Genomic DNA, 24,901 nt, shown 5'->3' on the forward strand with positions numbered 1-24,901 from the left:
GCCGAGGGTAATACATCTGGGATGTCACTTACTTCATGACCGGTGCGATGGACCCGGCGGATCGCCTCGCGTCCGAGCGAGATCTGCTGTCGCTGTACCTCGACGAACTACAAAAAAACGGTGCCGACGAGCTTCCCCACCTCGAGGACGCGTTCCTGGCTCATCGGCGCCACCCGTTTCGCCATCGCGATGGAAGAGCTCGACACACTGGAGAGCTCGCCTTAAATCAGATAAATAATTGAGTCATCTATGGCGTTGTGGTATACGTCACGTTACAGGGTAAGGTTCATATGTGGACGGTGAGAAATGATGACCCAAGCCGCGCGGTATGACCCGCGCGTTTCAGGCCTCTCGCAGGTCGTGAAGAGTATGGCGGAGCCGCAGAGGGTGTATCACGACAAGGCCGGAAACGTCCGCGCCGAACACATCGACGGGGCGCTGCACCTGTACCGCCACCAGGACATCCTGCGTATCAACCGCCATCCAGCCGTGCTCGGCAACGGCGGCAAGGGCGGCAGCTTCGGGCACGATGCGCGGCTGATCCCGTTGGAGATCGACGGCGAGGACCACAAGAAGTGGCGGCGCCTGCTCGACCCGATGTTCGCGCCGAAGCAAGTTGCGCGCCTGGAGGCGCAGGTGCGCGACCTGGCACGGGAACTCATCGACGGCTTCGCGCCCACTGGCAAGGCGGAACTGTACGAGGATTTCTGCACACCACTGCCGTGCCTGATCTTTCTGCGCCTCGTCGGCGCGCCCGTCGAGGATCTCGACTTCTTCCTCGAATTCAAGGAAGGCGTCGTTCATCCGAAGGGCGAAACCACCGAAGAGATCGACGCCGACATGGCCGCTGCAGGCGGCAAACTGATGGAGTACTTTGTCGGGTTTCTCGCCGAGAAACGCAAGAACGCCGACAGCGAGGACGACGTCATCGCCAACCTGATCAGGTCAGAAATCGACGGGCAGCCACTGGCAGAGTTGGACCTCGTCAACATCCTGTTCCTGTTCATGTTCGCGGGGCTCGACACCGTCACCTCATCCATGTCGTGCATCTTCGGCTGGCTGGGCCGGCACCCGGAGGAGCGCAAACGGCTCGCGCAGGACATGTCATTGATCACCGCGGCGGTCGAAGAACTGCTGCGATACGAGTCGCCCGTACCCTCCGGAATGCGATATCCCACAGAGGACATCGACCTCGGCGACGGCCTGGTGATCCGGGCGGGGGAGGACATCAACGCGTTCTGGGCCTCGGCCAACGTTGACCCGACCTTCTACGACGATGCGTTGACGGTCAAGCTCGACCGCGGGCGCAAAGATCACATGGTGTTCGCCACCGGTACCCACCGATGCCTTGGCTCCCATCTGGCACGGCTCGAGCTGCGATTGGCCGTCGAGGAGCTGCTCAAGCGGATCCCCGACTACACGGTCGATACCGCGGCACTGACGTACGACAACTGCGCGGTGCGGGCTGTGGAGAATCTGTGGATCTCGTTCCCGCCGAGTTCTACGAGATGATTGGAGGATGATGGACAAGGGCGAGCGTTACGACCCTCGGCTCTCGGAGTGGGTGCTGGCCATGGCCAGCGAACCACACCCGCAGCAGCACTACCACGACAAGGCGCGGGATGTGCGTGCCGAGCGTTCGCCGGACGGTGTCCTCTGGCTGTACCGACATAACGACATCGTGGCGATCAATCGTCACCCCGGAGTCACGGGCGCGGGCGGCCGCGGCGGCAGCTTCGGCAACGACAATCCGTTGATTCCGCTGGAGATCGACGGCGAGGAACACAAGAAATGGCGAAGGTTGCTCGATCCGCTGTTCGCGCCGAAACGTGTAGCGCTGCTGGAGAATTCGGTTCGTCAGTTGGCCAGAGAACTCGTCGACGAGTTCCTGCCCAAGGGCCAGGCCGAGTTGTACAACGACTTCTGTGTACCGCTTCCATGCCTGACGTTTCTGCGACTCGTCGGTGCTCCCGTCAGCGACCTGGACTTCTTCCTCGAGTTCAAAGATGGCGTCATCCATCCCCAAGGGGCCACGATGGAAGAGATGCAGGCCAACATGGCGATCGCCGCGGGAAAGATCTACGAGTACTTCGTCGGGTTCCTCGCCGAAAAGCGCAAGACGGCCGAACACGAGGACGACGTTATCGCCAGCCTCATCAAGTCCGAGGTCGATGGCGAGCCCATGCCGGACCTCAACTTGGTCAATATCTTGTTCTTGTTCATGTTCGCGGGACTCGACACCGTGACATCGTCGATGTCACTCGCTTTCGCATGGCTGGGGCAGCACCCGTCCGAACGCGACCGGCTCGTCAAAGACAAGTCTCTGATCCCGGCAGCCGTCGAGGAGATCATGCGCTTTGAGTCGCCGGTTCCGGAGGGCTTTCGGTATGCGGAGGAGGATATCGATCTCGGCGACGGCCTCGTGATCAAGGCCGGCGAGGTGGTTCACGCGAGTTGGGCTGCGGCCAACGTCGACCCCACCTTCTACGACGATCCACTCACGACGAACTTCGACCGTGCACGCAAGGACCACCTGGTCTTCGCGAGCGGCACCCACCGGTGCTTGGGGTCGCATCTCGCGCGTTTGGAAATGCGGCTGGCTCTAGAAGAGCTTCTCGACCGCATTCCCAATTACACGGTGGGGCCGGAGGATTCGCTGGTTTACGACAACGTAGCGGTGCGGATGGTCAAGCACCTGCCGATCACTTTCCCGGTGCCAGCGGTTGCAAGTAGTTGATCAAGGCCGATATCACCGTCGATGTGACACTCGCCTGCAATATTGAGCGGCCGCTTCGTATCGTCGCGACAATCTGCCCGCCCGAACCGGAGCGGCGACAATGGCGCTGTCGCACTGAGGGTAACGGCCACTGGTGAGCAGATGCAACAGTGCCCGATTTCGCCCTGAACTAGGCAGTTTCGCGTCTGCTCCCGGTTCGGCTTCGCCGGCACGGACTTGGCCAGCGCGTCGCGTCGTAGCACCGGCAACCGTTGGGCGAAAACGTCGCTGGGCTTGCTGAGCCGACGGTTCAGAGAAGTGCAGCCGCGAGCTGGCGCACTGATCACGTGGGAACCCCTCGTCATCCGTGGTCACCACTTGCAGGCACACCCGGTCGCTGCGAACCTCGGCCTCTAGTGCCCTGCTCCGACCGGTGAGGTCGACCAGGACGCGGCGTTCATCGTTTCGGTCACGTTGGCGTGTGACCATTCCGGCGGCTTCCAGCCGTTTAACGACAGGCGTGATGGTGCCGGTATCCATATCCGGGCGCGCGCCCAATGCGCCCCACGGTCTGCGGCGCTCCGTCAACCAGCGCCAGGATGACGAGCTACTGGGAGACGTCAGGCCTGGCGGTTCGAGAATGGGTTTGTGGAAACGAATCATTCGGTTCGCCGCCCCGTACAACGCGAACGACAGCTGCCGGCCCAACTCGTATCGCGAACCCCTTCTAGTGCGCTGTTTCACAGCGCGCTAGATACTCGTACTAGTACCTAGGCGGGCGCATCGTCTCTAGACCGTGAATCCGGCGACACCATTGCGAGGCGGTGGAACTACGTGGACGCGATTCCCGCGGTTCTCCGAGATATCGCGTCACGTCTCCGGTTACAGCCTCGGCCGGTTTTGCCGGAGTATGGATTTCACTTCGCGCGGTTCATACCGCTTGGACACCTGTGACGCGCTAGTCGAGGGGAAGCTGTTCCCCGACTGGACTGGTCGGGCTGAAAGTCACTGGCAACGTCGAATATCCGTTCACCTGACCGAGTGACGGATACCGTTGTGCCGCCGCAAGGTCTACCTTGAGATCCGGCAGCCGGCGTAGCGTGGCCTTCAAAACTTCCTGAAACTGCACCCGGCCCAGATTCGAGCCGAGGCAGCGGTGTGCACCAAGCCCGAAGGCCTGATGACGGTTCGGCCAGCGCTCCAGATTGACCTCGTCGGGATTTTCGAACACCGAGTCGTCCTGGTTCGCCGAAGCCCACGACAGCAGTAACCGGTCACCGGGGCACAAGCGTTGGCCGCCAAGTTCGGTTTCGGTCGTCACCGTCCGGGCCAGCGCAGGTGCCGGCGACGCCCACCGGAGGAACTCCTCGGTGGCGCGCTTCAATAGCTCCGGCTCATCGATGAGCCGCTGCTTTTCCGCCGGATGCTCCGATAGCCAGGCGTACGCGTGAGAGAGCAGGCCAGTACTGGTGTCCACACCACCGATTAGCTGCAGGAAGCAGATCTTGAGGATTTCCTCCTCGGACAGCGGTTCATCATTGATCTTCGAGTCCAAAAGGAACGTCAGCAGGTCCTCAGCGGGCGTGTCGCGGCGCTTGCTCAGCTCCTCGGACAGCCGCCCGAGGACACGGAATATGCCCTCAATCGCGCGTTGATACATTTCAGAGCCCGGCACAGCCCAGGAAATCTCGTGAAAGGGAGTGGCAACATCCTCCCAGTCGGCCAGTGGTAGTCCGAGCAGCTTCATCGTGAGCATCGCTGGCGCGGGGCTGGCGAGGTCCTTGACGATGTCGCATTCGCCGGCTTCGCAGAATCGATCGATAAGAGCGTTGGAAACCTGCTCGATGAACGGGCGCCATTGCTCGGCCGCGCCTGGCGAGAACTTAGGATTCAACAACTCGCGGTATTCGTTGAACCGTGGCGGGTCGACCTCGAGTGGGATCAGCTGCATTGGGGGCGACGGGATGGCGGTTCCCTTGTACCCCTTGCGCTCGCCCATCAAGTCGTTGTCCGATGAGAAGGTGTGATCGTCCAGCGCAACCTTCTTCACGTCGTCGTAGCGGGACACCACCCAGTAGCCGCCGTGCGCCTCGGTCCACGCGACGGGGCATCTGGACCGGAGGTCCTTGGTGACTTCGCGCCAGTTGTCGGCGAATGCGGCCGAATGATGATCGAAATCGACGGTCGGGCGTGCGGTCGGATTCTCGGTCTCAGTCATGTTCTCTCGATTCAGGTCACATCAGGTTGACGAAAACGTTTTTCGGCTGCGTGAATTCGCGGATCCCGTCGAATCCGCCCAGCCGTCCCCACCCGCTCTGCTTGACGCCACCGAACGGCACCGATGTGGGAATGCCAAGGAAGCCGTTAATCCAGATCAATCCGACGTCCAATTGCTGGGCCACCGCGTGGGCGCGCTTGAGGTTCGACGTCTGGACGTAGGCGGCCAACCCGAACGGGGAGTCGTTCGCGATCCGCACGGCCTCCTCCTCGGTGTCGAACGGAATCACGGCGACGACGGGACCGAAGATCTCGTCTCGGGCCAATGGCGAGGAGTTGTCGACGTCCGCGAACACGGTAGGTGCGATGAAGTAGCCGTCTGAGAGTTCACCGCCGAGTCGCTCGCCGCCGGCCACGACGCGCGCCCCCTCGCTCTTGGCGGTGTCGATCACCCGTACGATGCGTTCCGCCGCAGCAGCATTGATGACGGGTCCGAAGAAGGTCGAAGCAACCAGTGGGTCGCCGACCTCGAGAGTTCCCAGCACCCCCTGCACCAAGGCCAGCACCTCTTCGTAGACCGGTCGTTCTACCAGTACCCGGGTACCGTTTATGCAACCCTGGCCGCTGCCCTGCATGCCCATTATCGCCTGCATGGCGGCGTTGTTGAGGTCGGCATCGGCGAAGATGATGTTGGCCGACTTCCCTCCGAGTTCCAGGCCTACGGGCTTGAGCACGTCTTTCGCCGTGTCGAGGATGCGTTTGGCGGTGGTGCCGCTGCCGGTGAAGTGAATCTTGTCGATGCCGGGGTGCGCGACCATCGCCTGGCCGCCCTCGGGACCGGCTGTCACCACGTTGAGGACGCCAGGAGGAAATCCGGCCTCTAGGAATAGCTCGCCGATGCGGATCGCCGCATAGGGGGCCAACTCCGGCGGTTTGAGCAGTACGCAGTTGCCCGCGGCAAGCGCGGGCGCCACGGTCATGCCGACGGCGTAGATCGGGCCGTTCCAGGGAATGATGATGCCGACGACGCCGTACGGGTTGAGCGTGGCGTAGTCGAGTGATGGTGTCGGCCAGGTCGGAATGACATCGCCGACCAACTTATCGGCCCACCCCCCGTAATACGAGAAGGCGTCCGCCGCGTTCGCCGGCCCACCGGCAGCGGCGAATACCGGCATGCTGTTGTCGATCTGGGAGATCGCCACCAGTTCCTCTGAGTTCTCGCGGAAGACTTGAGCTGCGCGAAACAGCAGCTCGCGGCGTTGGTCGGGGGTGGTCGCGCGCCAAGCCGGCAGCGCCGATCTCGCTGCCTGAACCGCGATGTCTATCTCCCGAGCCCCCGCCAGTGTCACATTGCCTGTGGTCTTGCCGGTCGCGCCGTAGACGTGATCGACAGCCCCGCCGGAGCTGTCGTCGATTCGCCGGTCACCGATGAGAAGCGTCGGCTTGGGCAGCTTCTCAACCGGCGGAGCGATGATGGGCACTGGGCCTCCTGAGTATGGCGTGGCTCTCGCATTCGGACCGCAGCCCACGCTACCGCCAATCGAGGTTTCCTGACAAGAGTGTCGATTCCCTCTGCCGGATGGCGAAAACCTGTGTGGTTCGGGTGTTGGTGTGTAGGGCAGTGTCGGGCGCGGTTGCCGTCGCATACTGCCCGGACATGTCAAAATCTATATATGCCTAGGACCTCCCCGCGGCCGCAGACCAGCGTCCGACAAACCGGACCGGCATCGGACATCGGCCGTAAAGGACTGCGGACGAAGATGCGCATCATGGTCGAGACCAAGCGCCTACTGCTGGAGAAAGGCTACGACGCCACGTCGATCAGCGACATCACTGAGGCGAGCGGCATCCGACGTGCATCGTTTTACACGTACTTCACCAGCAAGCAGGACGTGCTTCTCACCATCGGACACGATGCCGAGGAAGCTGGCATCGTCGCCGCCGAGGGTTTGCGGCAGATGGACCACGCGGCCACCATCGACGACGTTGCGGGCTGGGTGGAGGAGTACCTCGCCTTCTGGGACGAACACGGATCCTTCGTCCACGCCGCGTTCCAAGCTGCGTACGCTCACGCGGAACTACGGGAATGGAGCATTACTGCCGAGATGACCGGCGCCAAGATCTTGTCTCAAGCGCTGATCAAGCTCCGCGGCGGCAAGCGCCTGCCGGGTATCGATCCGATGGTGCAAGGGCTCGCAATACAGTCGATGATCGAACGCTTCTGGTACCACTGGCGCGTCGCGGGCGCTCCGGTGAAGGAAGCGGCAGTCTGCCGCAGTATCGCCCAGATCATTTGGGCAAGCGCGCACAGTGATCCTGCGAACTGAGACGCTGCGAACAGTCTAGCCGTTAAGTCGCGCGATGGTCGTGCATTCTTGACAATAGCGTTGACTTTTGCTTGCCTCAGCCTCAGGGCACCTCTGGAGTGGAGGAGAATCGCTGTGGTCACTGGAGCGCGCACCGTACCGCCTGCACGCCGGCTTTCGGCCAGAGGACTGATCCCGACTGCCGCGACAGTCGTCAGTGGCATTGCGCTCATGGCCGTGGTTCTCTTCGTCGCGGGGCGTAGCGGAGGCACTCTCACTGATCCGGTGGGCGCGCGCATGTGGGAGACCGCCATGTGGGCAATCGCTGCCGTGTTCCTGACAATCGGTGTCCTGCAATCTTTTCACGAACGAAAGTTGAGCCGCGTCTTCCTGCTGACGGTGGCATCCGCCTCGGCATTCTGGCAAGAAACCTATGGGGACTGGGGCAGCTACCTGCTCTACAGCCCGAGATTCGCCAGGTACGGATGGGGCGAAACTATCTGGACGTCGCCGGTGCGGTGCTGGTGGTTCATCGCTGGCTACGTTTTCTTCTACGTCAGCTTTTTTCTAGCGCTCGAGAAGGCGTTCTACGTCGTCAAGGATCGCTGGCCCAACTCCAATCCATACATGACGACGACGATCGTCTCGTTTCCGATGTTCTACCTCTTCGATCTAATCGTCGAAGGCGCCGCACACGGCTTCGGCTGGTGGCACTATCAGTTTGCCTTCGGCCCGACCATCGCCGTCGGTGACGGACACTTCCCACTTGTGTGGCCGATATTGGAGCAGGTGCCGTTCATGGCGCTGGTCGTATTCGCCACCGCATGGCGAAATGGCAACGGCGAGGACGTGTTCGAACTGCTGGCGCGCAAAGTGGTAAAGCAGCGGCCCGGGCAGCTTGCGATTTTGGTGTCGTGGATTGTCACCCTCAACGTCACGTTCCTGTTGACCACCATCCTGCCCTTGATGGCTTTGCGCTGGCTAGCGGGCCCGGCCAGTCTGACCATCCCATGAGTCAGCGTTGTTCGGGTCGGGAGCGTGTGTGCCGCCGCCGCTCGCGCCAGGCGAAGCCCGCGGGCTCCTGTCGGGTACAAACCGACTAGTGTGTCGATAAAGTGCCGACGTGAATGGAGTAGAGGATGACCTCAGACGGCGTCGGCGCCAGGATCCGAGTTGCACATGTTGGTACCGGACTCACGGGTCGGGAGGCATTGCGCGGGATACTCGCGAACGATCGCCTGGAGTTGACGGCCCTCTGGGTGTCGTCAGAGGAGAAGATCGGTCGCGACGCAGGCGAGCTCATCGGGGTCGACCCTGTCGGTGTCGCCGCTGTCGGGTCGTTCGACGAACTGCTGGCGACGACGCCCGACGTCGTGAGCTACTGTGCGAACGGGCTCGGTCGAGAAGTTGAGGTGGTCGCCGAGATCGCGCGGGCGCTGTCGGCCGGCGTCAACGTAATCACGATCTCGCTGTTGGGCCTGTTGTACCCGCCCGCTGCGCCCGAGAATTTGCGAAAGCCATTGGAGGAGGCTGCGGCTCAGGGTGGTTCGACATTCCTGTCGACGGGACTGGACCCCGGCTTCTCCAGCGACGTTCTGCCGCTTGCACTACTGACGATGTCGGATGAGGTCGAGCATGTGCTTGTGCAGGAGATCGGGATCTACGACCACTACGACGTCGAGCCGGTCATTCGGGACATCATGGGTTTCGGCCGCCCACCCACTTACGAAGCACCGATCACCGCCGGCGGTGCCTTCGAAGCCTTCTGGGGTCCGATGGTTCGTCAGCTGGCCGACCGCCTTGGCGTTGAACTGGACGAGCTGGTGGGGACGTCGGATAAGGCTGTACACGACGAGGATCTGAATACCTCGGTCGGCCTGATGGAGGCGGGCACCGTGGTCGCGCTGCGAGTCGCCTGTGAAGGCCGGTTGGCCGGACGCGCCGTGATCACCGCCGAGCACATCACGCGAATGGCTGCCGAAGTGGCGCCGGAATGGCCGACATTCGACGGTGTCGGTGAATCGAATTATCGCGTCACGATCACGGGCAACCCGAACATGCGGTGTGATCTCGACCTCGGGCGCGCCGGCGACGTGTGGGGATCGGTCAGCGGTACAGCGATGCGCCTGGTCAATCTAATCGGCGAGATGCCGAATGCGCGATCGGGTCTCATCTCCGCACTTGAGTTGCCGCTGGTTCCATCGCGCCACGTCGTCACGGCTCAAAGGGTGAGCCAATGAACAACCGCACCCGCGTCGTCATCTGGGGCCCCGGCCGTCTCGGCGGATTCGTGCTACGGGTGCTGCTGCAGCGACCAGAGGAGTTCGACGTGGTCGGAGTCTTCGCCTTCTCGCCCGAAAAGGAGGGGCGCGACATCGGGGAACTCGTCGGCCTGCCCCCGCACGGCGGTGTGACCGTCACCCGCGATCGCGATGAGATCGACCGGCTGGACGCTGATGTCGTGATCTTCACTCCGCTGGTGGCATTGGAGCCCACCCAAAGCCACGCGGACGCACTGCGACTGCTTGCCGGCGGGAAGAATCTCCTGCTCGCGCACGATTACTTTTATCCGGCAGGAATCAGCGACGGGTACGCGCGTGAAGTCGACGACGCCTGCCGGCGTGGAAACTCGTCGGTATTGGCTGTGGGTTCCTCTCCGGGATTCGTCGCCGAACGGTTGGCGACCACTTTGGCCGGTCATACGTTGGAGGTGGCCCACGTCGATGTCCTCGAGCGGATGGACTGCACCGACCTCGATGCGCACGTCTATCCGCTTCTGGGTTTCGGCGCGAAACCCGATGACTTCCCGCGCGATCAGATCATCGCGATGTTCGACCACATGTACCGGCAGACACCGCATGCCGTCGCCGCGCAGCTGGGGCAGCGGCTCGACAGGGTCGATGTGGATGCCCGCTTCGCCACGACCACCCGGGAGTTGACCGGGGCGAGCGCGCCGGTCCCGCCGGGAACGGTCGCGGGCACGGAGTTCTCCTGGACCGGGATCATTGACGAGGAGCCGTTCGTGACGGTCATCTGCCGGTGGGTGTGCGATTTGGAGATCGCCGGTTGGGAGGCCGACAACGACTGGATCATCACCGTGGAGGGCACGCCTTCACTGCAGATCCGGTATGCCCGGGGACTTTCGTTCGCCAACGGAATACGGCACGGCGGGCATGTCGACGATCCCGACGGTGAACACTGGATGGACTCGCAGTCCTGGACGTCGGTGGCGGCGTTCGTCAACGCCATTCCCGGCGTGATCGCGGCGCCACCAGGCCATTTGCTGGCCCCGGTGTTCGGCATCCCGCAGCATCGCCGAATCGGTTCGGGCTTGGCGATGCGCTGAGCGGACGACCACGCGCATACCACTATCGAAGGAAGGTTCACAGTGCCCAACCTGCTCGACGGCGTACGCGTGGTCGAATCGGCCGTGCTGCTCAATGGCGACACCGTGGGAATGCTGCTCGGTGACCTCGGCGCCGATGTCATCAAGGTCGAGTCACCCCCGGCCGGTGACTACCTGCGCTACTTTCTCGGCCAGATCGTCCCTGGCGTGAGCGTGCCGCACGCCCAGGTCAACAGAAACAAGCGCTCGGTGCTGCTCGACCTCACCGAGGACGCCGACCGGGACACATTCTGGCGACTGATCGACACCGCGGACATCTTCGTCGACGGCAACCGCCCCGGGGTCTGCGACAAGCTGGGGGTGGGTCCGGACGCGATGCGCGCCCGCAAACCGAGCCTTGTGTACGTGCAGCACACTGGTTTCGGCGCCACCGGCCCCTACGCCAGCATTCCGACCCACGGGATGCTGATGAACGCCCTCGTCGGTGCCCACGCCGTACAGCGCGGCGAGGACGGTCTGCTCGAGCGTGGTTCGTTCGAGGACGACGGAGCCAACCTCGGTGGTGAGGCGACCAGCGTGGGCGGCCTGCATGCCGCACTGCAGGCCGTGGCGGCGTTGCTTCGGGCCAGGGAAACCGGCGTAGGCGCCTACATCGATGTCGCGGGTTCGGATGCGACCGCCATGACGGCGTGGTTGCCGATAGTGTTGCAGCGCAACGCCGAGCGCATCACCGACCGCTCCGGTATGGCCGCCAGATCCGACGGTGAGATGACGGGTTCGCGCTACCAGTTCTACGAGACCGCGGATAACAGGGTTGTCCTGTTCGGTTGTATCGAGCAGCGCTTCTGGGACAAGTGGGCGGCGGCTGCAGGGCGCGACGACCTGATCGGCCGACAGGCCGACACGTCCAACGATTCGGTGGACTGGGGCGATGAGGCCGAGCGCCGTCTGGTTGCCGAGGTGATCGCCACGAAGACGTTGGACGAGTGGCTGAGACTGGCCGCCGAATACGGCTTCGCGCTCGGGGCGGCCCATCAGAGCGTCGACGAGGTCGCCGCCGATCCGCACATCGCCGGCCGCAACGTCTTCGTCGAGGGCCAACATCCGGTGGCGGGACCGATCTCGTACGTGGGATCGGCCGCAATCGTTGACGGCGAACCTTTTACGGTGCGTCGCCACGCACCGGCCCCGGGCGAACACACCGACGAGATCCTCGCGGAATTGGATATTGCCCGGTAACCGAATCAGCGGCCCGCCGCACCTATCGACGAGCCGCCGTCGACACTCCACACCTGACCGGTCACGTGCGTGCACGCGTCGCTGGCAAGAAATACGGCGACCTCGGCTATCTCCTCCGGGGCTGCGATGCGGCCGTCCGGAATCGCGGCGGCCACCTGCGCCCGCACGTCGTCGTCGGCCGTGCTCAGCAAGTCCGTGTCAGTGGCTCCCGGAGCGACGACATTCACCCGAATTCCTTTGTCTGCGTACTCGATCGCGGCGTGGCGAGCCATGGCGTGGGTCGCCGCCTTACTCATGCCGTACGCCGATGCTCGGGGTGCCGGACGAAGCGCGCCGAGGCTGCCGACGACGACTACGGCACCTCCTCCTGAGGCTGACATCAGTCGAATTCCCATTTGCAGACACAGGTATGTGCCGCGGATATTGGTGGCGATGATGGCGTCGAGGTCTCCGACGGATGTCTCGTGCAGCATCGCATTCACTCCGATGGCGGAGTTGCAGATCAGGATGTCCAGCCCACCATTTTGCTGCGCGATGTTCTCAGCAAGATGCTCGACCGCTCGATGATCCGTGATGTCGCAGACGTGCGTCGCCATGGGAGAGCTCGCCAACGATGCGGTCTCGGCCAGCCGGGCAGCTGTGCGACCCACCACCGACACGTGAGCGCCATCGCGGGCCAGCTGCAGCGCGATCGCCCGTCCGATCCCCGCGCCACCGCCGATGACGACGGCAAACCGACCTGCCAATCGGTTGCCGGTCAACGCGGAACGCCGATCTCAGGAACCAGCGCGTGCAACTGCTCGAGCGTGCGCAGGTACGCGGCATGGTCGTCCAGCCTCAGTCGGGCGTCGTCCAGTACCGCCGGGTGAGTGTGAGCGATGCTGCGACCCTCCTCGATTGCTGCGACGAGGATCGATGCGGCCTGTTCGGGTGTGATCGCGTCCGCGAGCGCCGCGCGGGCATAGGCATTCGTCTGCGCGTGCTGCTCCAGTAGTGGCGTCCGCATTCCCTTGGGGCAGAACGCAGTAGTGGTGACGCCGGCCGCGCCGTAGGTCATGGCCAGCCATTCCACGGCCGCGAGTTGAGCGTGCTTCGTCATCGCATAGCCCATGGAGACCGGGTTGGTGGTCAGCGCGTTCGAGGACACGACGGCGACGAAATGTCCGCTGCCGCGCTTCAGCCAGCCGGGCAGTAATGCCCTGGCCGCCCACACTTGCGACATCGCATGCAGGTTCCACATGAGGGAGAAGGTGGCGTCGTCCGTGAACGGGTCACACGTTATCCCAGTGCCGGCGTTGGCAATCCACATGTCGACTCTGCCGAAACGGTCGACTGCGGCGTCGACTACGGCCCGGACACCGGACTCGCTACCCATGTCCGCAGCAATCCCGTAGCTGTCGTACTTAGCGGCAGTCAGGTGGGCTGCCTCCTCGTCGATGTCGGCGATCACGAGACCACCCGGCGCTTTCGCGCTGATCGTGCGCGCCAACGCGGCGCCCAGGCCAAGGCCGGCTCCGGTCACGACGACAACCCGTTCGCGAATGTCGATGATCAGTCCTCCGATGACTCGACAGATACTTGACAAGTATGTCGGATAATTCTTAGCGTGACGGACAATCGAAGAACGGGCAAGGGGCAATATGAGTGATTCATTCCGGGTCGACGGCAGGACGGCACTCGTCACAGGCGCCGCCCAGGGCATCGGCACCGAGATCGCGCGGGTTCTCCATGCGGCCGGTGCCCGGGTCGCAGTCGCCGACATCCAGGTAGAGGCCGGGCGCGCACTCGCGGGAGCTTTGGGCGAGCGCGCGATGTTTGTCGAGTTGGACGTCACGGATCCGGACAGCTGGGCTGCCGCGGTCTCGTCCGTCCGCCATACGCTGGGCTCGATCGATGTTCTGGTGAACAACGCGGGCACGTCGGGCCCATTCGCCGATGTCGCCGACATCAGCGTCGAGGACTACCTGAAGGTGATTGCCGTCGACCAGCACGGAGCGTTCTTCGGGATGCGGGCGGTGATCCCGCAGATGCTCCAAGCGGGCGGCGGATCGATCGTGAACATCTCGTCGGTGTGTGGCCTGTCCCATGCTCCTTTCACACCTAACGCGGCCTACACCACTGCCAAGTTCGCAGTCCGCGGTATGACCAAGGCGGCCGCGGTGCAATACGGCCCTAGAGGGATCAGGGTGAATTCCGTGCACCCGGGTGGGGTCTTGACCGACATGCTCGCGCAGGTGCTCCCTGAAGACGCTCGTAGCGTCATATCGGCGGGCGTTCCGATGAACCGGATGGCCGATCCCGCCGAGGTGGCAAGGATGGTGTTGTTCCTCGCCTCCGAGGCGTCGTCGTATACGACCGGTTCCGAGCTGGTCGTCGACGGTGGCCTGACGGCGGTCTGAGCGCGGTCGGTCGCCCTCTCGGGCAACGTGGTGAGCTGAAAGGTGCATACCCTTGATTAGCGACGATAGCTCGCCTCCCGAGCACGACCCACTTGCCGAAGAGATGGACCTCATCACCTTTCAGGAGGCCGACGCACGCCTCTACCGCGAGCAGGTCCGCACCAGAGATCTCATCGCACGACTCGAGGAGGCCGCGGAACCTGATCAAGAGGAGATCGCGGCTCAGCAGGGCAGATTGGAAGCGCTGGGCCGGGTGCAGAAGCGCCTGCGGGGGCAGCGCACCCAACCGCCCTTACAAAAGCGATAGGCGCCAAATAGCGGAAGTATCCGGGCGAGCGCCAATTCTCGGCTCAGCGCTCAGACCGGTTGACGGTCAGCACCATCCGCTGATCGGGATGCGGCGTGGCGTCCAGCCAGATGACCAAAGGTGAGCGCGAGCGAGATTGTGCATCCCGCTCCGCCGTAGAACCCACCGGTCGCCGCACCGCCTGCATTGCCGGCCGCATAAAGCCCAGGGATCACCGCTCCGCCCTCGTCGAGGACGCGTGCGTGGGCGTCGGTGCGCGGACCCCCGACAGTTGCGAGCGCGCTGGCGTCGACGCGGACTGCGTAGTAAGGCGGCGAATCGATCGGGCCGAGGACGCTGCTCGCAGGACTCTTCAGGTAGGCGCGTAGATACTTTGCGAGTAGCGGGACAGCTCGCTCTCGCAGTCGGTCGGGTTCGCGGCGGCGGGCGACGCGCGCTGCCAGCGGTGCGACGACCGGGCCGGCCGCGGCTGCGGCGACGCGGTGTACCTGTGCCGTGGCCGATGGGAACCGACTAAGGGGCGCCAGCCGTCCGAGCCGGGGATGGTAGTCACCGAAGAAGCGTTCGTAGGTAGTTCCGCCACGGTTGAACTGCGGATCGCGGCCTTGCCTGGCCAGTGGGTTGAAGGCTGCGACAGTGCGTGTGAGACCGTCGGCATCGATTCCACAACGGCGCGCCAACTCGTCGAGACTGTGCGCTCGGACAAGGAACGAAGGAGGTTCCGAGCCGGGTGGCCAATCGAAGAATCCGTAACGCCGCCAGTAGTAGTCGTCGAAGAGCATCCACGCCACTGCGTTCGGCATCACCCCTGTGCCGGGATCGACACGACGCATGATTGCGCCGATGTCGGCGTAGGGGCGCGCCTCGTTCGCGAACCGCTCGCCGTCGCGGTTCACCATGATCGTGTGGGGCAGTCCGCGTTCGCCGAGCAAGATTCGACTGGTGGGCTGGGAGTCCGACTCGTCGCCCGGAACGTGCACGGCGGGCATCCACCACGCGGCCTCGGTCGCGGACAAGCTGGCGTTGACCTCTGCGGCCATCGTCAGGGCGATGCCGTCGTGGCCAGCGGGGCTTATCTGTGCGCCGAAGCTGCCGTCGAGATATTTGTCGGTGAACTCGTCCGATCCCTCGAATCCACCGCTGGCGAGTATTACGCCTCGGCGCACTGCGACGGAACGGAATTCCCGGTCAGACGAGATGACCAGACCCGATACGCCCGAATCGCCTTCGACGAGTCGAGCGGCGGGCGCGCATGTCCGGACCGCCACCCCGTACCGCAGGCATGCCTCCAGCAAGGCGCCTACCAGGGCGTGGCCGGCGATCCAGATGCCGGGAAGCCGATCTAGCATCCACGCCGGCATGGGGTTGGTCCGAAGGGTGCCCGCCGGCGAGCGCACCATGGACGCCGACGTCCCGAGCAGATCGCTCGGGAAGAGTCCCGGTAGTAGCGATCTGACGTTGGAGGCGCCAGCGATCTCGGAGTGGTAGTCAGGCCATATCGTCGGCAGCCAACTCAAATAGGTATGCGCTTCGATGAACCGCGCCGTCTTCGGCGCCCCATCGAGGAATGCCTCGACCAAGCCGTGGTCGAGTACGGCGTCGCGCCCCTCACCCAGCAGATAGCGGCGGGCGTCCTCAGCGCTGTCCGAAGCCGCGAGTTGACGGTAGGAGAGACCGTGATTCGGCACCCACGCAGCGCCGCCCGAGATCGCGGTGGTGCCGCCGATCAGCGGCTGGGATTCGGCGATCAGCACCGACCTTCCCGCCACAGCAGCCGATAGAGCGGCGGCCAACCCCGCTGCACCGGAGCCCACGACCGCGACGTCGACCGCCTCGGGTAGACCCAGCTGGGTTGCGGTACCAATCGTTCCGTCCATCTGGGTATTCCTTTCGCACAACGTGAATCCGACCGCTCCACGTGATCGCACTATGGCAGATATCCACCTACGTGATCAGGCCGACGCCTCGCAGTGTAGAGCCGTCTTTACCGGTCCGAGTGCAGTACTCATATTTTTGACTAGTGTGTCGATTAGAGATGGCGTAATGCGCGCCGCGCGACTCAGCTGGAAACGGAGAATGCCATGGCCGATCCATCACTCGAGGACATCCAAGCGCTTCTAGAGCTCACACATCGGTATGCCTTTGCCCTCGACGGCAGACGCTGGGACCAACTCCGCGACCTCTTCACCGATGACGTTGAGCTGGATTACGGCCTTGGTCCGGAATTCATCATCCGCGGAGTCGACACGTTCATCGAAGCGTCGCGGGCAGCTGTAGAGGCAATGGACGCAACACAACACATGTTCACCAACCACCTGTTCGACGTTGACGGCAACAGCGCCAAGGGGAGGTATTACATGCAGGCCCAGCATATGAAACTCGATGCTGCGGGCGGCGTGCTGCACACTTTGGGCGGGATCTACGAAGATGAGTTCGTACGCACGGGGCAGGGGTGGAAAGTGCGTCGTCGCAGCTTTCGCGCCATTTGGGGCCGTGGCAACAACAGCTTCAATCCAGGGTTCCGCAGCGACGAACCTTCGGCCTGACAGTCGGTTTCACACCGATTCCTTCCGGCGGGCCGATGGCGCCGGCACATTCACCGCGTCCGGCCTGTGCGCCGCGAGAACCCTGTCAGCAAGTCTCGAAGCCCGGACGAGAGGTGCTTGCCAGCCGACTCTTCAAGGAGTAGCCGTGCCACACGGCGCAAATTGCGGGTGCCGTCGGCGGCGCGGTTGTTCGGGAAGAGCTTTCGAATCTCGGCGGGAGCCGACGGCGGGCGATCCCGAGTCTCCTCGGCTATCCACAGCTGACCCACCAGCCACGTTTCGCCGACGGTCCACACTTCGACCGCTTCGGCTTCCGTTAGGCCTGCGTTCAGCAGCGTTCCCATGATCGTATCGATCATTTCCGTGACACCGCTGGTCAAATACACCGGATGTCGCGCGAATACATGCGCACCCACACCGGGATATCTGCTCAGCACGTCGAAGACGCGCTCCGCGGTTTGGACTAGCCACTCGATCCAGTCGTCGGAGAACTCCGGAAGGTCGATCTGGGAGAGGACCGCGTCCGTCGTCACTTGTAGCAGCTCGTCACGGCCGCCGGGGAAGTGGTGGTAGACGGCCATGTGGGAGACGCCGAGGGCCTCGCCGAGCGACCGCATGGACAGTTGGTCGAGTCCGCGATCAGAGACGAACGCCAACATCTCGTCCGTGAACGCCGCGCGGTTGAAGCGGCCGGTACGCCCCGTAGCCACCATGAAAGCTTAAGCGTCCGAGTCCCCCCGTCGTCGGCGTGGGTCGGCGTGCCCGGACCCGGTGATGTGAGTCGCAATTTCTTGAGACTCAACCTTGACAGGTGTAAGGGTTGTTAGTCATGCTCGTCTAGTGACCAGTGAGCGCAAGATAGGCGTCTACGGAATGTTCTTCCCGCCGATCGAGATGTGTGTGGAATACGCGCGTCAGTGTGAAGCGATGGGATTAGACGTCGTAACCTTCACGGACCAGATCCAGAACAACCTGCCGCAGTCCATCTGGCCGGAGATTCCTGCCTCCGCCTATCTGCCGCGGGCGCACAACTTTTACGACGCCAGCCTGGTAATGGCTCTTGCGGCCCAGTCAACTTCGACCATCGAGCTGTTCTTCGGTGCCGTCGATGTCGTTCGGGAAGTGCCGAGCAAGTTGGCACAGAAGTTCCTGACGCTCGACCACATCAGCCATGGCCGAGGCATCTACGCTGTCGGCGCAAGTGAGGCCAAGAACGTCGTTCAATACGGTCACAGTCGGAAGGGATCAGCCAAGAAACTCGAAGAGACGCTGCAGATCCTGCGTCTGATCTTCGATAGCGAAGGTCGCCCAGTTCACTTCGACGGTGAGTATTACTCGATGAAGGGCGGCGTCGTCGATCTGGCCCCCTACGGCAACTCTCCGCCAAAAGTGTTGGTAGCGACTGGCGGAAGTCCACAAACGCTGCGGATGGTTGGCCGCTATGCCGACGGGCTGTTGACGAACCTGCCCGGTATGTGCCTAGGCGGACCTGAGCAATTCGCAAAAGACGTCGCCCTGGTGCGGGAAGGTGCCGAACAGGCCGGCCGCGATCCTGACGAACTGCGCTTCGCCGCCAGCGTGCTCGTCCTGATGAACGACGATCCGGACGAGATCGATAGATTGGCGGCATCGGCATACTTGCGTTGGGACACCATCGTTTACGGCGCGGTGTCCGGGGCGGATTGGCGGCGCTTCGGTTTTGAGCATCCGCTCGGCGACGAGTGGTCCTATGCCCGTCACATGAAGCCTGAGTCGTACTCGGCGGAGTACGTCCGTGAGGCTATCTCGCGAGTTCCCATGGAGGCATCGCGCGACATGGGTCATATGAGTGGATCGGCGGAGAAGGTGGCTTCGGAGCTGAACGCCTACTTCGACGCGGGTCTCAATTACGCGTGCGTCATCGACCATTCGACGGCCGCCGACCTCAGCACAGGCGAGACGGCCGCCGCCAACCTCACGAAACTGGTATCCATTGTCAAGGAACAGAATTCGGTGGACGCGGCCGCCGGTCCTCAACTCGGCTATCTGGGGATCGGCAGTGAGTTCAAGTAGGGAATGACGCTGCGAAGGCGTCGGGACGGCCTGCGTTGCAGACACGTACCGATGCCGAACGATTCCAATGGGAGCTTGACGTATTTCTCGACGGGCTAGCTTCCAAGCTTGCCCGCGATGCATAGCAACCCCGCGAGCTCGCTTGGCCAGCCACAACCCTTGGCCTACTTCGCGGTTCCTGCGACGACACGGGTGACGTCGGGTAGGTCGCCGTTGGGGGTGGCGTCAACGGGGTAGGCCTTGATGGCTTGGGGGCGCTCGCCATTGGCTTCGGCATTATCGAGGCGATGCTGGATGCCAGCGGCCTTGGCCTCTTTGGTCACCGGGAAGTTGAAGATCCGCTCGGCGTTCCTGTGGGTGATCTTGTCGATCTGCTCCGGTGTGAGGTGCCCCAGCGCCTTGGCGACCTCGGTCTGGCTGGATGGCCAGGCGGTCTCCGAGTGCGGGTAATCTGACTCCCACAAAATGTTGTCTATGCCGATGCGATCGATGGAATCCTCACTAAGCCCGAATGATTCGTTGACGGCGCACACAGCGAACTGCCGATTGAAGATTTCCGACGGTTTGATATCCCCGAACGGCGCCCAGAACCGGTGCTTGCCCCAGACGAAGTCGGCGCGTTCGAGCACGTAGGGTATGTAGCCGATACCGCCCTCGGTCATGACGAATTGCACGTTTGGAAAACGTCGGGGCAGGGTGCCGAACAGCATGTCGGTGATGGTCTCGATGCCCACCACGGCGGGCGCGGCCGTGATCGCCACACTGAAATGCGAGTCCGGCGTGGGAATGGGGATGTGCCCGCTGGAGCCCAGATGCATCGAGCAGACCACACCGGTCTCCTCGAAGGCGTGAAAGACCGGATCCCAGTGATCAGTGTGTAGTGAGGGCAGCTTCAGGTAGCTCGGGTTCTCGGGGAAAGAGACCGCGCGAGCGCCGCGCTCTGCGCACCGACGCAACTCCGCTGCGGCGAGGTCTGGGTCCCACAGTTGCAGGATGATGGTTGGCACGAAGATGTCCGGGGCGGCAGCACACCATTCGTCCATCACGAAGTCGTTGTAGGCCCGCACGCATAGGTCGGCCAGCTCCTTGTCCTTCATTTCGAAGAACACTCGGCCGCCGAAGCCCGGGAGTGACGGGAACAGCACGCTGCCCACGATGCCGTCGGCACGGAAGTCGTCGGCTCGCGCGGCAGCGTCGTAGCAGCCCGGAATCAGGTCGGTGAAGCGGACCGGATCGGTGCCCCAGTCCTCCGGGGCCTTGCCTGCCACGGCGTTGAGACCCATTGTGGCGGAACGCTGGTCTTCGAAGACCCAGAATTGGCGGCCGTCGGCGTCGATGACGTGCGGACCCTTCTCCTGAAACTTCCGCGGCAGCCGCTTGGTCCACACATCGGCTGGCTCGACGATGTGGTCGTCGACGCTGAACAGTTTGAGCATCATTCCTCCGGTTGACCGTGGCGATCGGCTTCTGGACGCTGCCTATTGAGGCGCGCGTCACAATGCGTTAAATTCGACAATACCGTCGACTTTGTGATCGGTGCAAGGCTCACTTGATTTCGGTGCCACGCCAAGCTCACACGAGCGCAGCATTATTGAAGGTCCACGCCGCCCAACCAGGAGGAATGACTCTCGTGACTACACCGGCAGTGGCCACGGCCAAGGTGGTGAGTCTCGCCGGAGAACTTGCCGGCGGGTACTGCAGCCGACTCCTGGCCGATGCGGGAGCGCAGGTGCTCCGGGTGGAGGATCCCGCGGGCGATCCACTGCGACGCTGGTCGCACTCGGGCGCCGTGGATTCCAATGGCGCATTGTTCAAGTTCCTGGCGGCGGGCTCGTCGTCGGCCGTCGTGACCGAGCCCGCTGAGCTGACGGAAACCCTGCGAGCCGCTGACGTGATCGTGTGGTCACCGCACTCCGACATCGCGCGTAGCCTGCCGCCCAACGCGCTTCGCGCCATCAACCCGCGCGCTGTCGTCACCGCGATCACCAACTTCGGGCTGACCGGGCCGTGGGTGGATCGCCCGGCGACCGACCTCACGCTGCAGGCGATGTCCGGTGGCCCCGGACAGCGCGGTGCGCCTGAACGTGCCCCATTGATCGCCGGGGGCCGGCTTTCGGAATGGACGGCTGGAATGTTCGCCGCGGTGCATACCGCGGCGGCCCTGTTCGGCGGGGGAGCCGAACTTCTCGACGTGTCGATCCTGGAATCGCTGATCCTGACCACAACCGTGCACCCGGTGTCGTGGTTCACGATCGCCGGCCGGCCAATGCGCCCGATCCGTGCCCGTAACCTGCCCGATGTCCACCCCACCAAGGACGGCTACGTCGGCTTCATGGTGGTCACCGGCCAGCAATGGCTGGACTTCTGCTCGTTGATCGACCGAAGCGACTGGATGGACGACCCGCAACTCGGCATCATGGCGAATCGGTTCGTTCGCCGTCACGAGCTGATGGATGCAATCGACGCGTGGTCCGCCGAACACACCACCGCCGAGATCCTGGAACTCGCCGACTTGCTACGGGTGCCGGCGGCCAACGTCGGTACCGGCGCGACGATCCCGCAGCTGGAGCACCTGGTGGAGCGACGGGCCTTCGAGACCAACGCCTCGGGCGACTTTGTTCAGCCCTGCGTGCCGTGGCGGATACACGGGCAGCCGGCACGGCCGCGTGGCGAGGCTCCCGAGCTTGGCGCGCACGGGTTGCCTTTGTGGAGCGGGGGAGAGCTGCGGCCCAAGCGGGACAAGTCTTTTGCGGGAGTCCGCGTCGCTGACTTCACTGCCAACTGGGCGGGTCCCATCGTGGGACATCTGCTTGCGCTGTTGGGCGCCGAGGTCATTCACGTCGAGGGCGGCAAGCGGCCGGATGCGATCAGAAGCAACACGTGCAAGCCGATGAGTGATCCTGACTGGCCGGAGTTTTCGGGCATTTTCGCGGGAACCAACACCGGCAAGCGATCGGTCACCGTCGACATGGGGACCGAGGATGGCCGTGCTCTGGCGAAGCGTCTTATCGGTACATGTGACGTCGTCATCGAGAATTACAGTCCGCATGTCATGGAATCCTGGGGCCTGGGCTGGGACGAGGTGCACGCGATCAACCCGCGGGCGGTCATGGTGCGGATGCCCGCGTACGGCCTGGACGGGCCGTGGCGCGACCGTGGCGGATACGCCCAGACCATGGAGATGACTTCCGGCATGGCGTGGTCCACCGGATGGCCCGATTCCACGCCGGAAATCCCCAATGGGCCGTGCGATCCCATCGCGGGAAGTCATGCCACTTTGGCGTTGATCCTCGCACTCGAGCACGCACTGGCTGCTGGTGAGGGCGTTCTGGTCGAGGCGCCCATGATCTCGGCGGCGCTCAGCGTCGCGGCCAACGTGGTCATCGAGCACAGTGCCTATGGCGTCGACTGCGTCCGGTCCGGCAACCGCTCGAATAGCTCTGCGCCGCAAGGTATCTACCCCACATCGGAGGTGGACCGCGTCGGGCTGGGGGATAGGCGCTGGGTAGGCCTGTCCGTTACCGATGACGACGGGTGGCGGGCACTGTGCGGGCTCCTCGATCGACCCGATTGGACAGATTGGAGTGAGGCCGAGCGCAGGGCGCATCACGACGAGATCGACGCCGCCATCGCGGCGTGGACGTCGATCCTCACGGTGGACGCCGTCGTCGAGGCGATGATGCAAAGGCGCATTCCGGTTGGCGAAGTGGTACTAGGGCATCTGGTGCCCGAGCTCGACCAACTCGAGCACCGTAGGTTCTTCGAGCAGGTGCAGCATCCCAAGACCGGGGTAAATACTCACGCGGGCATGCCCGTGCGGTGGTCTTCCATTCCCGGTCCGGTTCAGGTAGGTCCCGCGCCGATGCTCGGCGAGCACGACGACGAGGTATGGCTGGGACAGGTCGGTGTGACCGAAGGGGACTACCGACGCTTGCGTGAGGCGGGCGTCATCGGACGCTCAGACATCAAAGCCCTTGTCTGGTAACAGTACTCGCTAATGAAGTATGAACGGGAAGGCAGTCAATGACTATCGACATACCAATTGAGACGTCGTCCGGCAGCGTCATATCACCGCCGTCGCGTACCGCCGCCTGGTTGCCTTGGGTGGTCGTGGCAGTGTTGGCAGCGATCGTGGTCGGCACCCTGGTGCTCACAGACAACAGTGCCACGGTGGTCGCGCCGCCGTATCCTCATGATCATCTCGACAATCCGCATCTGCCGTGGTTGTGGGGGTACGGATTCCAGGCGATCTGGACGGCCATGTTCATCCTCTTCGCGATCCAGACGTTCCGCGCCAAGAAGATCTCCATGCCGGCGATGCTGTTCCTCGCGGGAACCACGATGTTCTGGATCGAGTGGCCGGCAGACTGGGGGTCTTACCTGGTCTACAACCGCGAATTCTGGACCTTCACTGGTTGGACCTCGACCTGGTACCAGACGTACACCAAGCCGGTGATTGCTATTTTCGGCTACGGAATCTTTTTCGCCGTCGAATGCGTCATCCTGCTGAAGCTGGTACCGAAAGTGTCCGCCCTCCTGCAGCGTGCTGTACCGAAGGCATCCGCGACGGTCCTGCTGGTGGTATCGGCCATGGCGGTGTTTTACGCGATCGACATCCTCGGCGAGCGTCTGATGACTGTTGCCGGCTGGTACTCCTATGTCGAGGCGGTCGGACCCAAGTGGGAATCCGCGCATGGGACACTGTCATTCGTCTGGCCGGCGATCCCGTTTATGCTGTTCGCCGTCTTCATCTCGCTCACCCTGCGCGAAGATTCCGATGGAAACTATCCGAACGAAAAGCTGTTCAAGGTCCACACGTTGACGCCGGGATGGCAACGGGAATCCGCCAGGTTGGCGGTGTGGATCATCACGATGAACATCGCGATCTTCATCGCCCAGCCACTGATCCTGTGCCTCGGTCGCGCGTTGTTCCTGCACGACAGCGTCTACGTGCCGTGACCAACACGCAGACCGCGCTGCCTCACGAGGGCCGTACTGCGCTGGTGACCGGGGCGGGTCGGGGCCTCGGGCGAGCGTCGGCCATGCAGCTTGCATCCGAGGGTGCCGCGGTGATCCTGGTCGGCCGTGGCATGGACGCGCTAACTGCGGTGGCCGACGAGATCGACGCAGCGCGGGGACGATCCAAAACTATTGCCGCCGATGTGTCCAGCGATTCCGACGTGGCACGGTTGGCCGCGGAGGTGGGTCGGGTGGACATATTGATCAATAACGCGGCCGCCGAAGAGCAGTATTCTCCAGTCGCAATGGCCGACATCGATTCGTGGAAAACGATTTTCGACGTCAACGTATTTGCCGCAGTAAGACTCATCAGCGCGTTTGCGCCCGGCATGAGCGAGCGTGGCTTCGGCGTCATCATCAATATGAGCAGCATCGGTGGCAGTCAACCCGCGCCATTCCTGGCTACGTACGGTGCGAGTAAGGCCGCGCTGGACATGATCTCGCGCACGGCGGCCATGGAATTGGCCCCCAGCGGTGTGCGGGTCAACAGCATTGGATCCGGGATCACCGACATGGGAAAGACCTATGAGTTGCTCCCGCCCGGTCTGCTCGCCGACATTGGCAAGATCATCCCGGCGGGCAGGTTGGCCAGCGAACGGGATATCGCCGCCGCGGTGTCCTATCTGTGCAGTGACGGTGCGGCTTTCGTCAACGGCCACGTCCTCACCGTTGACGGTGCGATGACGGCGGGCCAGTGGTCGACAACCACGGTGATGGCGGGCTTCCTGGCCTAGGCGACGTAGGTCGATCCCGC

The 24,901-nt window shown here is 63.3% G+C and carries 23 protein-coding genes; 15 read left to right on the plus strand and 8 right to left on the minus strand.

The window, feature by feature from the left end:
- Positions 1–35: 35 nt before the first annotated feature.
- The 3 genes from AC5Y5E_RS16755 to AC5Y5E_RS16765 all read left to right on the plus strand — a co-directional run bounded on the left by AC5Y5E_RS16755 (position 36) and on the right by AC5Y5E_RS16765 (position 2,737).
- Positions 36–242, plus strand: coding sequence for a hypothetical protein (locus AC5Y5E_RS16755; RefSeq protein ID WP_156766006.1), 207 nt, complete (start codon positions 36–38; stop codon positions 240–242).
- Positions 243–309: 67 nt separating this feature from the next.
- Complete coding sequence (locus tag AC5Y5E_RS16760; protein WP_083169659.1) at positions 310–1,512, plus strand: cytochrome P450; 1,203 nt, start codon at positions 310–312, stop codon at positions 1,510–1,512.
- A gap of 7 nt (positions 1,513–1,519) precedes the next feature.
- Positions 1,520–2,737 (plus strand): cytochrome P450, encoded by a 1,218-nt coding sequence (locus AC5Y5E_RS16765; RefSeq protein WP_369828943.1) that lies wholly within the window; start codon positions 1,520–1,522, stop codon positions 2,735–2,737.
- 12 nt (positions 2,738–2,749) lie between these two features.
- On the opposite strand, the gene AC5Y5E_RS16770 is transcribed toward AC5Y5E_RS16765, so the two are convergent.
- The 3 genes from AC5Y5E_RS16770 to AC5Y5E_RS16780 form a co-directional block, all read right to left on the minus strand.
- Positions 2,750–3,379, minus strand: a complete 630-nt coding sequence (locus AC5Y5E_RS16770; protein ID WP_426646608.1) for a transcriptional regulator, SarA/Rot family — start codon at positions 3,377–3,379, stop codon at positions 2,750–2,752.
- Positions 3,380–3,674: 295 nt separating this feature from the next.
- A complete protein-coding gene (locus AC5Y5E_RS16775; protein ID WP_083169529.1) occupies positions 3,675–4,934 on the minus strand; it encodes a cytochrome P450 in 1,260 nt (419 codons plus the stop codon).
- Positions 4,935–4,950: 16 nt separating this feature from the next.
- The gene (locus tag AC5Y5E_RS16780) at positions 4,951–6,414 is read right to left on the minus strand and encodes an aldehyde dehydrogenase family protein (protein WP_167528576.1); all 1,464 of its coding nucleotides are present in this window, start codon (positions 6,412–6,414) and stop codon (positions 4,951–4,953) included.
- Between the two features lie 288 nt (positions 6,415–6,702).
- On the opposite strand from AC5Y5E_RS16780, the gene AC5Y5E_RS16785 reads away from it, so the two are divergent.
- From AC5Y5E_RS16785 to AC5Y5E_RS16805, 5 genes are all read left to right on the plus strand, one after another.
- The gene (locus AC5Y5E_RS16785; RefSeq protein ID WP_499904011.1) at positions 6,703–7,260 is read left to right on the plus strand and encodes a TetR/AcrR family transcriptional regulator; all 558 of its coding nucleotides are present in this window, start codon (positions 6,703–6,705) and stop codon (positions 7,258–7,260) included.
- Between the two features lie 210 nt (positions 7,261–7,470).
- Positions 7,471–8,253, plus strand: a complete 783-nt coding sequence (locus AC5Y5E_RS16790) for a hypothetical protein (protein ID WP_499904012.1) — start codon at positions 7,471–7,473, stop codon at positions 8,251–8,253.
- A 125-nt stretch (positions 8,254–8,378) separates the two neighbouring features.
- Positions 8,379–9,479: an NAD(P)H-dependent amine dehydrogenase family protein gene (locus tag AC5Y5E_RS16795; protein WP_499904013.1), complete on the plus strand. Its 1,101-nt coding sequence runs from the start codon at positions 8,379–8,381 to the stop codon at positions 9,477–9,479.
- Complete coding sequence (locus AC5Y5E_RS16800; protein WP_067920482.1) at positions 9,476–10,585, plus strand: hypothetical protein; 1,110 nt, start codon at positions 9,476–9,478, stop codon at positions 10,583–10,585. Before AC5Y5E_RS16795 ends, AC5Y5E_RS16800 begins: the two co-directional genes overlap by 4 nt.
- Before the next feature lie 42 nt (positions 10,586–10,627).
- Positions 10,628–11,824 carry a CaiB/BaiF CoA transferase family protein gene (locus tag AC5Y5E_RS16805; protein ID WP_067920480.1) on the plus strand — a complete coding sequence of 399 codons (1,197 nt, stop codon included), beginning with the start codon at positions 10,628–10,630 and terminating at the stop codon, positions 11,822–11,824.
- Positions 11,825–11,829: 5 nt separating this feature from the next.
- On the opposite strand, the gene AC5Y5E_RS16810 is transcribed toward AC5Y5E_RS16805, so the two are convergent.
- Positions 11,830–12,585, minus strand: coding sequence for an SDR family NAD(P)-dependent oxidoreductase (locus AC5Y5E_RS16810; RefSeq protein WP_067920478.1), 756 nt, complete (start codon positions 12,583–12,585; stop codon positions 11,830–11,832).
- The gene (locus AC5Y5E_RS16815; protein WP_158086196.1) at positions 12,582–13,346 is read right to left on the minus strand and encodes an SDR family NAD(P)-dependent oxidoreductase; all 765 of its coding nucleotides are present in this window, start codon (positions 13,344–13,346) and stop codon (positions 12,582–12,584) included. Before AC5Y5E_RS16815 ends, AC5Y5E_RS16810 begins: the two co-directional genes overlap by 4 nt.
- 118 nt (positions 13,347–13,464) lie before the next feature.
- Between AC5Y5E_RS16815 and AC5Y5E_RS16820 the strand changes: the two genes are divergently transcribed.
- Both AC5Y5E_RS16820 and AC5Y5E_RS16825 read left to right on the plus strand, forming a co-directional pair.
- The gene (locus AC5Y5E_RS16820) at positions 13,465–14,223 is read left to right on the plus strand and encodes an SDR family NAD(P)-dependent oxidoreductase (RefSeq protein ID WP_083169519.1); all 759 of its coding nucleotides are present in this window, start codon (positions 13,465–13,467) and stop codon (positions 14,221–14,223) included.
- A 52-nt stretch (positions 14,224–14,275) separates the two neighbouring features.
- Complete coding sequence (locus AC5Y5E_RS16825; RefSeq protein WP_142274859.1) at positions 14,276–14,530, plus strand: hypothetical protein; 255 nt, start codon at positions 14,276–14,278, stop codon at positions 14,528–14,530.
- A gap of 50 nt (positions 14,531–14,580) precedes the next feature.
- On the opposite strand, the gene AC5Y5E_RS16830 is transcribed toward AC5Y5E_RS16825, so the two are convergent.
- Positions 14,581–16,407: an FAD-dependent oxidoreductase gene (locus AC5Y5E_RS16830; RefSeq protein WP_426626894.1), complete on the minus strand. Its 1,827-nt coding sequence runs from the start codon at positions 16,405–16,407 to the stop codon at positions 14,581–14,583.
- A gap of 204 nt (positions 16,408–16,611) precedes the next feature.
- On the opposite strand from AC5Y5E_RS16830, the gene AC5Y5E_RS16835 reads away from it, so the two are divergent.
- Positions 16,612–17,076, plus strand: coding sequence for a nuclear transport factor 2 family protein (locus AC5Y5E_RS16835; RefSeq protein ID WP_426626895.1), 465 nt, complete (start codon positions 16,612–16,614; stop codon positions 17,074–17,076).
- A gap of 50 nt (positions 17,077–17,126) precedes the next feature.
- Here AC5Y5E_RS16835 and AC5Y5E_RS16840 read toward each other — a convergent pair whose 3' ends face one another.
- Positions 17,127–17,789 (minus strand): TetR/AcrR family transcriptional regulator, encoded by a 663-nt coding sequence (locus AC5Y5E_RS16840; protein WP_499904014.1) that lies wholly within the window; start codon positions 17,787–17,789, stop codon positions 17,127–17,129.
- 127 nt (positions 17,790–17,916) lie between these two features.
- Here AC5Y5E_RS16840 and AC5Y5E_RS16845 point away from each other — a divergent pair, with 127 nt between their 5' ends.
- Complete coding sequence (locus AC5Y5E_RS16845) at positions 17,917–19,128, plus strand: LLM class flavin-dependent oxidoreductase (protein ID WP_499904015.1); 1,212 nt, start codon at positions 17,917–17,919, stop codon at positions 19,126–19,128.
- A 164-nt stretch (positions 19,129–19,292) separates the two neighbouring features.
- Here the strand turns inward: AC5Y5E_RS16845 and AC5Y5E_RS16850 are convergent, their stop codons facing one another.
- A complete protein-coding gene (locus tag AC5Y5E_RS16850; RefSeq protein ID WP_232078279.1) occupies positions 19,293–20,564 on the minus strand; it encodes an amidohydrolase family protein in 1,272 nt (423 codons plus the stop codon).
- A gap of 194 nt (positions 20,565–20,758) precedes the next feature.
- Here AC5Y5E_RS16850 and AC5Y5E_RS16855 point away from each other — a divergent pair, with 194 nt between their 5' ends.
- Genes AC5Y5E_RS16855 through AC5Y5E_RS16865 form a run of 3 tightly spaced genes read left to right on the plus strand, consistent with a single transcriptional unit; the run spans position 20,759 to position 24,881 of the window.
- Positions 20,759–23,113, plus strand: a complete 2,355-nt coding sequence (locus AC5Y5E_RS16855) for a CaiB/BaiF CoA-transferase family protein (RefSeq protein ID WP_499904016.1) — start codon at positions 20,759–20,761, stop codon at positions 23,111–23,113.
- Between the two features lie 38 nt (positions 23,114–23,151).
- Positions 23,152–24,087 carry a hypothetical protein gene (locus AC5Y5E_RS16860; RefSeq protein WP_426646485.1) on the plus strand — a complete coding sequence of 312 codons (936 nt, stop codon included), beginning with the start codon at positions 23,152–23,154 and terminating at the stop codon, positions 24,085–24,087.
- 44 nt (positions 24,088–24,131) lie between these two features.
- Complete coding sequence (locus AC5Y5E_RS16865) at positions 24,132–24,881, plus strand: SDR family NAD(P)-dependent oxidoreductase (RefSeq protein ID WP_426626961.1); 750 nt, start codon at positions 24,132–24,134, stop codon at positions 24,879–24,881.
- The last annotated feature ends 20 nt before the right edge of the window (positions 24,882–24,901 follow it).

This window comes from Mycobacterium sp. NGS54, from assembly GCF_059812465.1.

Bases quoted from the DNA above. Each gene is read 5' to 3' on its own strand.
- AC5Y5E_RS16755 (WP_156766006.1), top strand. From the start codon at position 36: ATGACCGGTGCGATGGACCCGGCGGATCGCCTCGCGTCCGAGCGAGAT.
- AC5Y5E_RS16760 (WP_083169659.1), top strand. From the start codon at position 310: ATGACCCAAGCCGCGCGGTATGACCCGCGCGTTTCAGGCCTCTCGCAG.
- AC5Y5E_RS16765 (WP_369828943.1), top strand. From the start codon at position 1,520: ATGATGGACAAGGGCGAGCGTTACGACCCTCGGCTCTCGGAGTGGGTG.
- AC5Y5E_RS16770 (WP_426646608.1), bottom strand. From the start codon at position 3,379: ATGATTCGTTTCCACAAACCCATTCTCGAACCGCCAGGCCTGACGTCT.
- AC5Y5E_RS16775 (WP_083169529.1), bottom strand. From the start codon at position 4,934: ATGACTGAGACCGAGAATCCGACCGCACGCCCGACCGTCGATTTCGAT.
- AC5Y5E_RS16785 (WP_499904011.1), top strand. From the start codon at position 6,703: ATGGTCGAGACCAAGCGCCTACTGCTGGAGAAAGGCTACGACGCCACG.
- AC5Y5E_RS16790 (WP_499904012.1), top strand. From the start codon at position 7,471: ATGGCCGTGGTTCTCTTCGTCGCGGGGCGTAGCGGAGGCACTCTCACT.
- AC5Y5E_RS16795 (WP_499904013.1), top strand. From the start codon at position 8,379: ATGACCTCAGACGGCGTCGGCGCCAGGATCCGAGTTGCACATGTTGGT.
- AC5Y5E_RS16800 (WP_067920482.1), top strand. From the start codon at position 9,476: ATGAACAACCGCACCCGCGTCGTCATCTGGGGCCCCGGCCGTCTCGGC.
- AC5Y5E_RS16820 (WP_083169519.1), top strand. From the start codon at position 13,465: ATGAGTGATTCATTCCGGGTCGACGGCAGGACGGCACTCGTCACAGGC.
- AC5Y5E_RS16830 (WP_426626894.1), bottom strand. From the start codon at position 16,407: ATGGACGGAACGATTGGTACCGCAACCCAGCTGGGTCTACCCGAGGCG.
- AC5Y5E_RS16835 (WP_426626895.1), top strand. From the start codon at position 16,612: ATGGCCGATCCATCACTCGAGGACATCCAAGCGCTTCTAGAGCTCACA.
- AC5Y5E_RS16840 (WP_499904014.1), bottom strand. From the start codon at position 17,789: ATGGTGGCTACGGGGCGTACCGGCCGCTTCAACCGCGCGGCGTTCACG.
- AC5Y5E_RS16850 (WP_232078279.1), bottom strand. From the start codon at position 20,564: ATGCTCAAACTGTTCAGCGTCGACGACCACATCGTCGAGCCAGCCGAT.
- AC5Y5E_RS16860 (WP_426646485.1), top strand. From the start codon at position 23,152: ATGACTATCGACATACCAATTGAGACGTCGTCCGGCAGCGTCATATCA.